Annotated in this window: 15 protein-coding genes; 10 read left to right on the forward strand and 5 right to left on the reverse strand. The window is 68.7% G+C overall.

Features of this window, described 5'->3' with window-relative positions; all coding sequences use genetic code 11:
- The first annotated feature begins 76 nt into the window (after nucleotides 1-76).
- The 8 genes from I5E68_RS04155 to I5E68_RS04190 all read left to right on the forward strand — a co-directional run bounded on the left by I5E68_RS04155 (nucleotide 77) and on the right by I5E68_RS04190 (nucleotide 7,912).
- Nucleotides 77-589, forward strand: coding sequence for a flagella basal body P-ring formation protein FlgA (locus I5E68_RS04155; RefSeq protein ID WP_197161024.1), 513 nt, complete (start codon nucleotides 77-79; stop codon nucleotides 587-589).
- Nucleotides 590-723: 134 nt separating this feature from the next.
- Entirely contained in the window at nucleotides 724-1,038 is a 315-nt protein-coding gene (locus tag I5E68_RS04160; protein WP_197161026.1) for a flagellar biosynthesis anti-sigma factor FlgM, read from the forward strand.
- Nucleotides 1,038-1,430, forward strand: coding sequence for a flagellar protein FlgN (locus tag I5E68_RS04165; RefSeq protein ID WP_323982167.1), 393 nt, complete (start codon nucleotides 1,038-1,040; stop codon nucleotides 1,428-1,430). Before I5E68_RS04160 ends, I5E68_RS04165 begins: the two co-directional genes overlap by 1 nt.
- An 88-nt stretch (nucleotides 1,431-1,518) precedes the next feature.
- Complete coding sequence (locus I5E68_RS04170) at nucleotides 1,519-2,430, forward strand: lytic transglycosylase domain-containing protein (protein WP_228726816.1); 912 nt, start codon at nucleotides 1,519-1,521, stop codon at nucleotides 2,428-2,430.
- A gap of 47 nt (nucleotides 2,431-2,477) precedes the next feature.
- Nucleotides 2,478-4,562, forward strand: a complete 2,085-nt coding sequence (locus tag I5E68_RS04175) for a flagellar biosynthesis protein FlhA (protein ID WP_197164529.1) — start codon at nucleotides 2,478-2,480, stop codon at nucleotides 4,560-4,562.
- Entirely contained in the window at nucleotides 4,559-5,350 is a 792-nt protein-coding gene (locus I5E68_RS04180) for a sigma-70 family RNA polymerase sigma factor (protein ID WP_197161028.1), read from the forward strand. The genes I5E68_RS04175 and I5E68_RS04180 overlap by 4 nt, the downstream gene beginning before the upstream one ends.
- Before the next feature lie 76 nt (nucleotides 5,351-5,426).
- On the forward strand, nucleotides 5,427-6,593 hold the full coding sequence (dapE, locus tag I5E68_RS04185; protein ID WP_197161033.1) for a succinyl-diaminopimelate desuccinylase: 1,167 nt from the start codon (nucleotides 5,427-5,429) through the stop codon (nucleotides 6,591-6,593).
- Nucleotides 6,594-6,673: 80 nt separating this feature from the next.
- A complete protein-coding gene (locus I5E68_RS04190; RefSeq protein ID WP_197164531.1) occupies nucleotides 6,674-7,912 on the forward strand; it encodes a dicarboxylate/amino acid:cation symporter in 1,239 nt (412 codons plus the stop codon).
- A gap of 30 nt (nucleotides 7,913-7,942) precedes the next feature.
- On the opposite strand, the gene I5E68_RS04195 is transcribed toward I5E68_RS04190, so the two are convergent.
- The 3 genes from I5E68_RS04195 to I5E68_RS04205 form a co-directional block, all read right to left on the reverse strand.
- On the reverse strand, nucleotides 7,943-8,350 hold the full coding sequence (locus tag I5E68_RS04195) for a hypothetical protein (protein WP_228726817.1): 408 nt from the start codon (nucleotides 8,348-8,350) through the stop codon (nucleotides 7,943-7,945).
- A gap of 164 nt (nucleotides 8,351-8,514) precedes the next feature.
- Nucleotides 8,515-8,970, reverse strand: coding sequence for a thioredoxin TrxC (trxC, locus tag I5E68_RS04200; protein ID WP_197161035.1), 456 nt, complete (start codon nucleotides 8,968-8,970; stop codon nucleotides 8,515-8,517).
- Nucleotides 8,971-9,068: 98 nt separating this feature from the next.
- A complete protein-coding gene (locus tag I5E68_RS04205; protein WP_197161037.1) occupies nucleotides 9,069-9,950 on the reverse strand; it encodes a LysR family transcriptional regulator in 882 nt (293 codons plus the stop codon).
- 181 nt (nucleotides 9,951-10,131) lie between these two features.
- On the opposite strand from I5E68_RS04205, the gene I5E68_RS04210 reads away from it, so the two are divergent.
- Both I5E68_RS04210 and I5E68_RS04215 read left to right on the forward strand, forming a co-directional pair.
- A complete protein-coding gene (locus tag I5E68_RS04210; RefSeq protein WP_197161039.1) occupies nucleotides 10,132-10,722 on the forward strand; it encodes an FMN-dependent NADH-azoreductase in 591 nt (196 codons plus the stop codon).
- Between the two features lie 12 nt (nucleotides 10,723-10,734).
- A complete protein-coding gene (locus I5E68_RS04215) occupies nucleotides 10,735-11,355 on the forward strand; it encodes a YceI family protein (protein WP_197161041.1) in 621 nt (206 codons plus the stop codon).
- Between the two features lie 112 nt (nucleotides 11,356-11,467).
- On the opposite strand, the gene I5E68_RS04220 is transcribed toward I5E68_RS04215, so the two are convergent.
- The gene (locus tag I5E68_RS04220; RefSeq protein ID WP_197161043.1) at nucleotides 11,468-11,965 is read right to left on the reverse strand and encodes a hypothetical protein; all 498 of its coding nucleotides are present in this window, start codon (nucleotides 11,963-11,965) and stop codon (nucleotides 11,468-11,470) included.
- The gene (locus I5E68_RS04225) at nucleotides 11,958-12,584 is read right to left on the reverse strand and encodes a hypothetical protein (RefSeq protein WP_197161045.1); all 627 of its coding nucleotides are present in this window, start codon (nucleotides 12,582-12,584) and stop codon (nucleotides 11,958-11,960) included. Before I5E68_RS04225 ends, I5E68_RS04220 begins: the two co-directional genes overlap by 8 nt.
- Between the last annotated feature and the right edge of the window lie 38 nt (nucleotides 12,585-12,622).

Genomic DNA, 12,622 nt, shown 5'->3' on the forward strand with positions numbered 1-12,622 from the left:
GCACAGGCACGTAGGTCGCGCTAAGCAGGATCTGCAAGCGAGGCTGCGAGTGTCGGGGCTCTGGACAAGGACCGAGATGACTTTCGTACTCGCCATAGCGATGATCGCTGCGCCCGGCACTGCCGGGGCAGGCTTTGCTGACCTCGATGCGATCGACCGGCGTATCGCGGCCTTCACCGGCGCTGCGGTCGGCGCGGTCGGCGGCGCGCAGACCCCGCTCGACCGGCGGCTCCGGTTGCGGCTCTGTCAAGAGCCGCTGGCGCTGACCTGGCGCTCGGCGCGGCAGGACAGTGTCCTGGTGCAGTGCCCCGATCCGGGCGGCTGGCGGCTGTTCGTTCCCGTTGTTCGCCCAGCGGTCTCCGCACCCGCCGCCCCTGTTCCGGCACCCGACGTCATCGCGCGTGGCGATGCGGTTGCTATCGCGGTAAGCGGGCAGGGCTTTACCGTGTCGCAGCCGGGCGAGGCGCTCGAGAGCGGCGCGGTGGGCGAGTGGATAAGAGTGCGCCCCGCCAGCGCCTCGCGCCAGCGCGCCGAGGAGATGCGCGCGCGCGTGATCAGGCCCGGCCTCGTCGCGATACCGCTGCCTTGAGGGTTCCCTGCGGGGCGGCGGTTTCCCTGAAACTGCGCAGTTTTACCCGGCTCGTCCCGAGAAAATCGCAAGGCTGGCTTAAACGCCCGCGAACCACGCCGTCCTGAGAGCAGTCAAACTCAAGGAGCGGTGTAATGGCACCTATCGAACTGGGACCTGCCCGTGCCGTCGGTGCGATCAGCGCCAGGCTGACCCGCACCGCGGGCGGCGAGGAGCAGGCCACGACCTCCGGCGCATCCACGCGCCAACCCGATACCGAAACCCCCGCCGTCGCCCCGACGAGCCCGGTCCAGACCAGCGGCGCGCTCGATGCGGGCGAGGCCCCGGTCGAGGCCGATCGTGTCGCGGTGATCCGCAAGGCGGTCGAATCGGGCACATACCCGGTGATCCCGACGCGTATCGCCGATGCCATCATAGCTGCGGGCGTATTGCTGCGGAGCCCCAAGTGATGACCGCCCGGGCGATCACGCCGACCGGCACACGCCATCATGGCCAGCTGCGCGAGACCTTGCGGCAGATGCTTGCCGTGCTCGAGAGCGAGCGGCAGGCGCTTGCCGGGCTCGACCTCGACGGCATCGTCGGGGCGACGCGCGACAAGGAGCGCCTGTGCGGCACGCTCGGCGCGGCCGCGCCGGGTGTCGGCGGGGGCATGGCAGGGGCGTTCGACCTCGACGAGGAATGCCGCACGATGCTCGACACCGCGCGGCGCCTCAACGAGGTCAACCGGCAGGTACGCAACCTGCTCGCGGCCAACGTCAGCCGTCGTCTCGACGCGCTGACCGGCTCGCCGCGGCTCTATCATGGCGGGTCGGGCTATGCCGTCGCGGGTGTGCGGGCCTGAGCCGTGCCGGTGGCGGGGCCGGGCGCGGGGGCGTCTGGCACGGCCCTTGCTCACCGCCGGAGCATGATCATGCCCGCGGAGCCGCGTCTTGAGTGACCCCCGTCTTCCTTCTGCCTCCGGCCTTCCTCCTGCCTCGGTGTCCGGCGCGAAGATGCACGGCGCGCGCGACAGTGCATCGCAGGCGGCCATCGCCCGCGCGTCCGACGCGACCGGTGTCGACTTTCGCTATCTGCTCGCGCAAGCGCGCATCGAATCGAGCCTCGATCCCTCGGCGCGCGCGGCAACTTCCAGCGCGGCCGGGCTCTACCAGTTCACCGATGCCACCTGGCTCGAGACGCTCGCTCGCCATGCCGGCAGTCATGGCATGGACTGGGTCAGCCGCACGATCGCGGGCGGAGGGCTTGCCGACCCGGCCATGCGCGCGAGCGTCATGGGGCTGCGCTACGATGCCGGGGCCTCGGCGCAGATGGCCGCCGAGCTCGCGCGCGACAACCGGGGCGAACTTTCGGCAGCACTTGGCCGCGAGCCCGATGCTGCCGAGCTGTACCTTGCCCATTTCCTGGGTGCGGCAGGCGCGACCAAGTTTCTCACCGCCTTGTCGCAGGACCCCTCGCAGAGCGCCGCGCTCGTCCTGCCACGGGCCGCCGCTGCCAATCGCGCGATCTTCTACGAAGGTGTGCAGGCACGCTCGCTCGGCGCGGTCATGGAGCTGCTGCGCGGCAAGGTCGAGACGGCGATGGCGGCAGGCGAGGGCGTATTTGTGGGCAACTCCGGCCTTGCTGGCATCGCGCCTTCACCCTCGCTCGGCCCGCTCGCGCGTGAATTCCATGGCGCGCGCGCGGCCTCGTCGCACCGCGCGGTACAAGGCCTGCCCGAGGCTGGCGATGCGGCGCGCCCATCGATGGCCGAGACGCTGCGCACGACCTTCGGTGCTTCGGATGATGCGCTGCCCGGCGGCGTGCGTGAGGCCTATGCGCGGCTGGCGAGGTTCGGGTTGTGAGCCTCATTCCCGCCAGCCTGACGAAACGCATCGACGATCCTGCCGCCATGGCGCTGCCTGCGGGCATTCTCGCGCTGATCGTGCTGATGATCGTGCCGGTTCCCGCGCTCGTGCTCGACATCTCCTTCGTGCTCAACATCGCGCTTTCGGTGGCGGTGCTGATGGCGGCGATGAATGCGGAAAAGCCGCTCGACTTCTCAGCCTTCCCCTCGGTCCTGCTCTTCGCGACGCTGCTGCGTCTCGCGCTCAACGTCGCCTCGACCCGCGTCGTCCTCGTCCACGGGCACGAGGGCGGCGAGGCGGCGGGCAAGGTGATCGAGGCCTTCGGCGCCTTCCTCATCGGCGGCAACTTCGCGGTCGGGATCTTCGTCTTCCTGATCCTCGTCATCATCAACCTTGTGGTCGTGACCAAGGGCGCTGGGCGCGTCTCGGAAGTCTCCGCGCGCTTCACCCTCGACGCCTTGCCGGGCAAGCAGATGGCGATCGATGCCGACCTTGCCGCAGGGCTGCTCAGCGCCGACGAGGCGCGTGCGCGCCGCCGCGAAGTCGCCACCGAGGCCGATTTCTACGGCTCGATGGACGGCTCGTCCAAGTTCGTGAAGGGCGATGCCATCGCCGCGCTGCTGATCCTTGGCGTCAACATCATCGCCGGTTTCTGCCTCGGCATGATCAGTCATGGCCTCACCGCCGCCGATGCCGCGCAGACCTACATCACGCTCGCCATCGGCGACGCGCTGGTGGCGCAGGTGCCCTCGCTGCTGCTCTCGATCGCCGCGGCGGTGATCGTCACCCGCGTCTCCGACACGCGCGACCTCGCAGGGCAGATCGGTACCCAGTTCGCCGATCCCGCGACGTGGCTGCCGGTGGCCGTGGTGCTCGGCGCCATTGGCATGATCCCGGCCATGCCGCAGAGCATTTTCCTGCCGGCCGCCGCGCTTTCCGGCTGGCTGTGGCACGGCCTGCGCCAGCGCGCCGCGCGCGCCGCACTGCCGGTGGAGGCAGCCCCCGAACCGGTCGACCCGGCGCGCATCGATCTGGAGGAGGTTTCCGACCACACGCTTGTGACGATCGAGCTTGGCTACGGCCTCGTCCAGCTCGTCGATACCCGGCAGGGCTCGCCTCTGGTGACGCGGGTGACCGGGGTGCGCAAGCAGCTCTCGCAGGCCTTCGGCTTCATCGTCCCGCAGTTTCGCGTGCGCGACGCGCTCGACGTCGCGCCGCACGAATACCGCATTGTGCTGGGCGGGGTGAACCTTGGCGGCGCCGCGATCCGGGCCGACAAGGTGCTCGCCATCGACGCGGGCGAGGCGCGCAGCGGTCATGCCCTGCGCGGCGAGGCGACCCGCGATCCCAGTTTCGGCTGCCCCGCCTTGTGGATCGAGCCTGCCGCACGCGACCACGCCATCGCCGAGGGCTTCCTCACCGTCGATGCGGGCACCGTCATCGCGACGCACCTCAACCAGCTGCTCACCGAGCGCCCGCAGGACCTGCTCGGCCCCGACGAGGTGCGCGCGCTGGTCGATGCTGTGAAGGAGCATTCGGCTGGCCTCGTCGAGACGATCCATCCCCAGCCGCTCTCGCTCGCCGCGCTCACCCGGCTGCTGCGCGCGCTGCTCGAGGACGGGATCACGCTTGCCCACCCGTTGCCGATCCTCGCCAGTCTCTCGCGCGCGGTGCAGCAGACGCTCGAGCACGACCGCCTCGTCGATCTCCTGCGCGCGGACCTCGGCGCGCTGATCGTCAGCCGGGCCTGTCCACCCGGCGTGCGGCTGCCGGTGATCACTCTCGACGCCGGTCTCGAGGGCGCGATCGTGCAGGGCATGCAGGACCCGGCGAGCGGCCAGCCGGTGATCGAGCCCGACCTTGCCGCGATGATCGGCCAGCGCATCGCCGAGCTCTCCGACGAGCGCGGGCCCGACGCGGTACCGCTGGCGCTGGTGGTGCAACCGCGCGCGCGCCGTGCCCTGGCCTCGCTGCTGCGGCCGCGCGCGCCTTCGTGCCTCGTGCTCTCGATCGCCGAATTGCCGCCGACCCAGCCGATCGAGGTGATCGACGTGATCGGCGCGCCGCCGCAGCCGGTCCATGCGCCCGGCCTGCCCGCGCCCGAGGGCGCGCAGGGGATGGCGGCATGAAGCAGGACCAGTCCGACTTCGCCAAGCCCGGTGCCGCGCCGAACGCTGCGCCTCCACGCGCGCACCTGCCGGGTGCCGGGCGCGTGGCCGGGGCCTATCAGGGCGATGTCGGCGACCGGGTGCGACGCTTCCTGCCGATGGTGCGCCGTCTCGCCTGGCACATCCACGGATCGGGCCGTCCCGGGATCGAGCTCGAGGACCTCATGCAGGCCGGGCTCGTCGCGCTCACCGAGTGCGCGCAGAAGCATTCCGGCCCCACCGAGGACGGTTTCGCCGCCTATGCCAAGCTGCGCGTTCGCGGCGCGATGGTCGATCTGCTGCGCCGCACGGTGCCTATGTCGCGCGGCGCGGCAGAGCGGCGCCGCCAGATCGAGGCCAAGGCCAGCGAACTGCGCGGGCAACTGGGGCGCGAGCCCGAGCTTCCCGAACTCGCCCGCGCGCTCGGCATGGACGAGGGCGAGCTTGCGGCCTTGCGCGATTCCAGCCAGCCGCTGCGCTTCGATGCCATCGACGAGGTCTATTCCGACCAGTCGATGGCGTTTGCCGACGATGCGCCCGACAGCCACGACCTGCTCGCCGACGCACAGACGCGCGAGGCCCTTGTCGAAGCTATCGCGCAGCTGCCCGAACGCCTGCGCCTCGTCGTCTCGCTCTATTTCGTCGAGGAACTGAACCTCGCCGAGATTGCCGAGGTCCTTCAGGTCAGCGTCCCGCGCGTTCACCAGTTGAAGGCGCAGGCCCTCGCCAGGCTGCGCGAGGGCCTCGCCGGGCTGGCCGACATTCTCTAGGTGGCCTGAGCCTCGCGCATCGTGCGCACCCGCCGCCTATGGCCAAGCACGCGAGCTTGTGCGATGGCGCTCGCCCATGACCGACATCCAAAGCCCGCCCGCTGCCTCGAACCCTGCCGTCCCCGGTGTCCTCGCGCTCGCCCATGCGCTGATCGCCTGCGAGAGCATCACGCCTGCCACCGGCTCGGTATTCGACTGCCTCGAGAGCCAGCTCGCGCCGCTCGGCTTCGAGGTTTCGCGCTTCCTCGCGGGCGAGGCGCCCGACGGTCCGGTCGAGAACCTCTTCGCGATCCGCCGCGGCCCGGCAGGATCGAAGCACTTCGCCTTTGCCGGGCACCTCGACGTCGTGCCCCCGGGCGAGGGCTGGACCAGCGCGCCCTTTGCGCCCGAACTGCGCGGCGACCTGCTCTACGGACGCGGTGCAGTCGACATGAAAGGCTCGATCGCGGCGATGGTCGCAGCCGTCGCGCAAGTGCCCGCCGATGCCGGTACGGTCAGCTTCGTCATCACCGGCGACGAGGAAGGTCCTGCGCGCTACGGCACATTGGCGCTGATGGATTTCATGCGTGAGCGCGGCGAGAACCCTGATCTCATCCTTGTAGGCGAGCCGACCTCGGTCCATCGCCTCGGCGACATGATGAAGATCGGGCGGCGCGGCTCGGTCAACATCTTCCTCGATGTCGAGGGCGTGCAGGGCCACGTCGCCTATCCGCACCTCGCCGACAACCCGATCACAAAGTTGGTGGCGATGCTCGCCGAACTCGACGCGATCGTCCTCGACGAGGGCACCGACTGGTTCCAGGCGAGCAATCTCGAGGTCACCGACCTCACCGTCGGCAATCCGGCGCACAACGTCATCCCGGCGCGCGCTTCGGCGCGAATCTCGATCCGCTTCAACGATCTGCACACCGGTGCCGAGCTCGGCGCGCGGGTCTGCGCGATTGCCGAGAAGCACGGCGGTATCGCGCGACCGGTCATTTCGGGCGAGGCCTTCCTCACCGAGCCGGGTGTCTTTTCGACGCTGCTCGCCGATGCGATCCGCGCCGAAACCGGCATCGAGCCCGAGCTCTCGACCGGTGGCGGCACCTCGGATGCCCGCTTTCTCAAGGACATGGCCCCGGTGATCGAGTTCGGCCTGTGCAACGCGACGATGCACAAGCGCGACGAGGCGGTTGCCGTCGCGGACCTTGAGGGACTGGCGCGAATCTACGTCACTGTTGTTGAAGCTGCTCTGAAGGCTTGAAAAACCGCGCCGCGATTGCGAGCGTGGGCGACCCGGTGCCGAGAGGCTCTCGCGGTCCGTGGCGAATTGAAGGACACATGATGGCGCGTTTCTGGTTTGGCATTCCCCTCTGGCAGCGCGTGATCGCCGCCCTCGTGCTGGGCACGGTGACCGGCATGCTCTGGGGGCCGGACGCGGCCTCGATCAAGTGGATCGGCGATTTCTTCATCAAGTCGGTGAAGATGCTGGTGGTCCCGCTGATCTTCTTCTCGCTGGTCTCGGGCATCACCGCGATCGGCGACTTGCGTAAGCTGGGCGCGGTCGGCGGGCGGGCGATGGTCCTGTTCGTCGTCACCGGCCAGATCGCGGTCTGGCTCGGCCTCGCGCTCGGTACGCTGATCAAGCCGGGCGAAGGCATCGACATGACCGGGATCGAGATGGGCGCGACCCCGCCGCCCAGCACGACGACGCCGGTCGACATGGTGCTCTCGCTCGTGCCCGAAAGCCCGGTGCAGGTCATGGCCGACGCGCAGGTCCTGCCGCTGATCGTCTTCGCCATGCTGATCGGCATCGGCATCCTGATGGCGGGCCGCGAGGGCGAGCCGCTGATCAAGATCTTCGACGCCGGCTCGGTGGTCATGCAGAAGGTCACCATGGTGGTGATGGAACTGACCCCCTTCGGCGTCTTCGCGCTGATGGCATGGGTCGCGGGTACGCTGGGACAGGATGCGCTGATCGCGCTCGCCAAGCTGGTCGGGCTCAACTACCTGGGCTGCCTGATCATCATTTTCGTGATGTATTCGGCGATGATCAGGTTCCTCGCCAAGCTGCCCGTGCGCGACTTCTTCCGCGGTATCGTCGATGCCATGGCGGTGAGTTACTCGACTGCCTCGTCGAACGCGACGCTGCCGGTCACGCTGCGCTGCGCCGAGCGCAACCTCGGCGTCTCCAACTCGGTCGCCAGCTTCGTGGTCTCGCTGGGCGCGACGATCAACATGAACGGTACCGCGATGTACCTCGGTCTCGCCACGCTGTTCGGCGCGCAGATCTTCGGCGTCGACCTCTCCTGGGGTGACTACTTCGTGATCTCGATCCTCTCGACGCTGGGCGCGGTCGGCGCGGCGGGCATTCCGGGCGCGGGCCTGATCATGATGGCGCTGGTGTTCGGCGCGGTCGGCGTGCCGCTCGAGACTATCGCCTTCGTCGCGGGCGTCGACCGGATCATGGACATGATGCGCACCACCACCAACGTCAGCGGCGATGCGGCCGTGGCGACGACGGTGGCGGTGATGACCGGCGAGATCGACCGCGCCGAGATGATCAGCGCCGACGACGTCTGAACGCATCCCGGATGCGAGCGCGCGGCCCGTTCAGCGTTCCAGTTCGACGGGCACGAAGGGTGCGAGGCCGCAGGCGCCCGAGCGTTGCAGGCTGTTGCCCACGCGGGTCAGCGGGTAGATCACGTCTTGCTGGCACAGCTGGGTGAGCGAGGTGGCGTAGGTGAAGGTGTCCGCGCTCCTGAGCCCGGTGCAGCGGCGCGGCAGCGTCACGCGCCAGACCTTGTTCCCTGCGCTGCCGATGAAGTCGATCGTCCAGTCGTCGCGCACGTGGGTGTTGCTGAAACGCGAGAGCGAAAGGCAGCTGAGCGGTTCGCCGATGGCGCGCGCGGCAGGGCTGGCAGGGGGCTTCTCGGCAGGCTTGCCTTGCGTGCAGGCAGTCGCTGCCAGCGGGGTGGCAATGGCGAGCGCCAGCATGGCGAGCGGCTTTGTAGCGGGCATGGCAGGTCCTCTCTCTCGTCTCGGTTTTCCGATCATCATGGCGTTATGCCTATCATGTCCGGGGCTTGCTACGTAGGGGGAAGCCGCGAGTTCAGCTGCTTGGCCGACCGTGCAACCCGCTGTAGGGATTGATCCGTGAGCGCGCCTTCGCTTGTGCGCGCTGCTTATCGCGCCATGCCCATCACCGCGCCCTGCGCCCATTGCACGATCGCCTGAGGGGGCATCGCGCCCGACTGACGGGCGATCTCGCGGCCCTTGTGGATGAGGACCATGGTCGGGATCGAGCGGATCGCATAGCGCCCGGCGATCGCCTGCTCGGCCTCGGTGTCCAGCTTGCCGAGGCGCATCGTCGGCTCGAGCGTCTGCGCGGCGGCGGCGAAGGCGGGAGCCATCTGCCGGCACGGGCCGCACCAGCTTGCCCAGAAATCGACCAGCAGCGGCAGGTCGCCCTTGAGCGCATGGGCATCGAAATTGGCCCCGGTCAGCGTCAGCGGGCTACCGGTGAAGAGGGCTGCGCCACAGCGCCCGCATTTCCCGCCCGCGCCCAGCTTGGCCGTGGGCACGCGGTTGGACGATGCGCAGTGCGGGCACACGACGATGCGGCTTTCGGCTTGGCTCATGGCAGGGCTCCTTCGTGTCCGATATGGTGTTTGGCGTGCGGCTTGCAAAGAGCGGCTGGCGGCTTGCAAAGAGCGGCGGGCGGCGCGCCGGGCCTGTTTCAGGCGACGGCGAAGCGACCGCGCTCGGCCTTGAAGGCGGCGTCCAGGGCATCGATGACGGCGCGGATGCGCGGCATCTCGCGCAAGTCGCGGTGGACGCCGAGCCAGATCTCGCGGGCAGGGCCCAGGCCTGCCTCGCGAATGCGCTCGAGCCCGGCCATGTGCTCTGCGGTGTACTGCGGGAGGCAGGCGATGCCGATGCCCTGTGCGGCCGCGGCCGCCTGTGCGTCGCGGCTGTTGGTGCGGTAGACGGCGCGCCCCTCGGGCACCTTCTCGGCAAGCCAGCGCGCCTCGCTCTGGTGCGCCATGTCGTCCATCACGGTGATGAGGTCGTGCCCCGGCTCGGTGAGCGGCTGGGGATGCGCGGCGCGGTAGTCCGGGCTGGCGTAGAGCGCGCAGACCATCGTGCCCATGCGCCGCGAGATCAGCTCGTTGTGCTCGAAGCGCACCATGCGGATGGCAAGATCGGCCTCCCGCTCGACGAGGCTGAGCGAGCGCGTGTCGGAGAGCAGTTCGACGGTGATGCCCGGAAAATCCTCATGCAGCGCGGAGACGGCGATCGGCAACAGGCGGTTGGCAAGGGTCTCGACCGTGGTCAGCCGCACCAGCCCCGACAGCGCGACGTCGCGCCCCTGCACCACGCGTTCGAGCGCCATCGCATCCTCATCCATGCGCTCGGCATTGGCGAGCACGGTCTCGCCGAGCGGGGTTAGGGTATAGCCATGCGGGGTCTTGAGCAGCAGGCGCGCCCCGCTGCGCTCCTCGAGCGCGACGAGACGGCGGCTCATCGTGCTCTGGCTGAGCCCCAGCTCGCGCGCGGCGCCCGAAAGGCTGCGCTGGCGGGCAATGGCAAGGAACGTGCGGATGTCTTCCCAGTTCATCGGGGGAGCATGGCGCGGATGTGCAGCGCTTGTCCATCCGTTTTTGCATGGATGCTATGCCGTATTGGCCAATGGTCATGCAAAAGCTGGCGGACTATCTCGGTGGACAAGCTTCCTGCGAAGCCCTGGCGCCTGCGATCCCGTCCGCAGGCACCGCCAGTCCCCCAAGAGGAGTTTTCGCATGACCAAGTATCTCGTGATCCGCAGCGCCGCCACCGGCGAAGCCTCGGTGTCCAACGCCCTGATCGACACCTATCTCGCCGAACTGGGCGAGGATGCCCAGGTCGTCGAGCGTAACCTCGATGCCGACTCGGTTCCCCACGTCACCTCGGCCTCGCTCGCCGGTATCGGTCGCGCCGCACCCGAAGGTTCCGCCTTCGCCGAAACCCGTGCGCTCGCCGACAAGCTCATCGCCGAGATCTTCGACGCCGACGTGCTGGTCTTCGGTCTGCCGCTCTACAACTTCGGCATGCCCTCGACGCTCAAGGCCTGGTTCGACTACGTCCTGCGCGCCGGCACCACCTTCCAGTACACCGAGGCGGGCGCCCAGGGCCTCGTCACCGGCAAGAAGGCGGTCATCGCCCATGCCCGCGGTGGCAAGTACGATGACGAGGCCGGCGTGATCTTCGCCGTGCCGCACCTCGTCACGCTGCTTGGCTTCATGGGCGTGACCGACGTCGAAGTCGCCACCGCCGAGGGCATGGCCTTCGGCCCCGACGCCGCTGCCAGTGCCATTGCCGACGGCAAGGCCGCCATTGCCAAGCTTGCCTGAGGAGTTTCAGCCATGACCAAGTTCACGTTCAAGTCCGTCCTGCTCCCCGTCGCCCTGCTGGCCGCCGCGCCGGTGGTCCTCAATGCGCAGGTTTCCGATCCCGCGCCCGCCGCGGCGCAGGCCGGCAACTACGATGTCGAGACCTCGCACACCCGCGTCGGCTTTGCCGTCAACCACTTCGGCTTTTCCGATTGGTTCGGTGAATTCGCCGATGTCACCGGCACACTGTCGATCGACCCCGCCAAAATCGAGAAGGCCAAGGTGGCCGTGACGATCCCGGTCGCGACTGTCTCGACCACCAATGCGACGCTCGACGGCGAGCTGGTCAGCGCGGACTGGTTCGACGCCGAGACCTACCCGACGATCCAGTTCGTCTCGACCAAGGTCGTGCGTACCGGCGAGCGCACCGCCGACGTGACCGGCAACCTGACCTTCCACGGCGTCACCAAGCCGGTGACGCTCAAGGCCAGCTTCAATGCCGGCGGCGTCAACCCGATGAGCAAGGCCTATACCGTCGGCTTCAACGCCAGCGGCACGATCAAGCGCTCGGAATTCGGCGTAACCAAGTACGTGCCCGTGGTCGGTGACGACGTGACCCTGCGCATCAGCGCCGCCTTCGAGAAGGCCGAATAAGAGACCCCCCCGCCGAACCCTTACGGGTCGCACACAAGAGAAGGGCGCGATACCGCAAGGTACCGCGCCCTTCTTCGTGGGGCTTGCTCCAGGCCCGAGCGGAGTGCCTCGATCAGATCGCGAGCAGGCGCGAGAAGAACGAGCGATAGCGCTGCATCGCGATGCGCAGGTCCTCGGTCGAGGCCTGGCCCTCGCGGTCCCACTGGCCCTCGAGGTTCGAGCGTTCCTTGGCGAAAGTCTCGGCAAGGCGCTTCATCGCACTTGCGACGAGATTGTCGGCATCCTCGACCGCGCGGCGCGGTTCGTCGACGAAGCTCGCCTGCACCTCGTCCCAGCGACCACGCAGCCCGTCGATCTCGTCGGCGGGGAACAGCGGCGTGTTCTCCTTCTTCGTGTCGCTGCGGGGGGCGGCAGGGGTCTCCATCCCGGCGAAGGCTGCCGTACCGCCGGTCTCACCGTGCGCGGCGTTGCCTGTAGTGAGGTCGGCGCTCGACACGCTCTCCTGCGTCTCGCCACGATCGAAGGCGACGCGCTCGGTCGAGATGGTGTCGCTCTCGTCCATGCGGCGGGTCTGGGTGAAGTCGTCGGTGTCGCGATAAGTGTCAGTCACGGAGGGTCTCCTTGGTTGCGGGCGCCTTGCGCAGGTCGTGGACCCGGCCATCGCGATTGGCGATGACGTCGGCCTCGCCGTGCGGCTCGTTGACGAGATCGTCGAACAGGGCGCGGTAGTGGATCATCGCCTGGCGCAGGTCCTCGGTCCCGGCCTCGCCCCGGGCGTGGCGCTCGGCGATGGTGTGGGCGGTGCGATAGTTCTCGACGACGTGGCCATGATCGACCGAAAGGTCGGCCGAGCGCTGCTCGAAGTCGACGACGGGGTAGCCGCGCGCTTCCATGACTTCGCCAAGCAGGACGTCGGCATGCGAGACGGCATCGGCAGGGCTGTCGACGAAGCGCGACTGCACGGCGCGCCAGCGTTCGACGAAGCGGCCACGGGCCTCGGTGGTCAGCGGGCGGATGTCGAACTGCGCGACGCGCTTCTCGCGCTCGTGCAGCATGGTCTCGGCCTTGACGGTATTGCCGGTGGAATGGACGGCGCGGTCGTATTCGCTGCCGAAGCGGTCTTTCAGGGACGCGGAGTGTCGGCGGCGCATCATGGTGATGCCGATACCGACCAGGACCGCGACGACGAGCAGGCACACGGCCAGCCCGATCGGGGAAATGGTTATCACGTCGGTTCTCCCGGATTCAGGTTCCGTCGCGATCCTGC

The organism is Novosphingobium aureum (genome assembly GCF_015865035.1).
Lineage (GTDB): Bacteria > Pseudomonadota > Alphaproteobacteria > Sphingomonadales > Sphingomonadaceae > Novosphingobium > Novosphingobium aureum.

Coding starts and splice junctions, on each gene's coding strand:
- I5E68_RS04195 (WP_228726817.1), bottom strand. CDS start 8,350: ATGCCCGCTACAAAGCCGCTCGCCATGCTGGCGCTCGCCATTGCCACC.
- I5E68_RS04205 (WP_197161037.1), bottom strand. CDS start 9,950: ATGAACTGGGAAGACATCCGCACGTTCCTTGCCATTGCCCGCCAGCGC.
- I5E68_RS04155 (WP_197161024.1), top strand. CDS start 77: ATGACTTTCGTACTCGCCATAGCGATGATCGCTGCGCCCGGCACTGCC.
- I5E68_RS04175 (WP_197164529.1), top strand. CDS start 2,478: ATGGCGCTGCCTGCGGGCATTCTCGCGCTGATCGTGCTGATGATCGTG.
- I5E68_RS04190 (WP_197164531.1), top strand. CDS start 6,674: ATGGCGCGTTTCTGGTTTGGCATTCCCCTCTGGCAGCGCGTGATCGCC.
- trxC (WP_197161035.1), bottom strand. CDS start 8,970: ATGAGCCAAGCCGAAAGCCGCATCGTCGTGTGCCCGCACTGCGCATCG.
- I5E68_RS04210 (WP_197161039.1), top strand. CDS start 10,132: ATGACCAAGTATCTCGTGATCCGCAGCGCCGCCACCGGCGAAGCCTCG.
- I5E68_RS04180 (WP_197161028.1), top strand. CDS start 4,559: ATGAAGCAGGACCAGTCCGACTTCGCCAAGCCCGGTGCCGCGCCGAAC.
- dapE (WP_197161033.1), top strand. CDS start 5,427: ATGACCGACATCCAAAGCCCGCCCGCTGCCTCGAACCCTGCCGTCCCC.
- I5E68_RS04165 (WP_323982167.1), top strand. CDS start 1,038: ATGACCGCCCGGGCGATCACGCCGACCGGCACACGCCATCATGGCCAG.
- I5E68_RS04160 (WP_197161026.1), top strand. CDS start 724: ATGGCACCTATCGAACTGGGACCTGCCCGTGCCGTCGGTGCGATCAGC.
- I5E68_RS04215 (WP_197161041.1), top strand. CDS start 10,735: ATGACCAAGTTCACGTTCAAGTCCGTCCTGCTCCCCGTCGCCCTGCTG.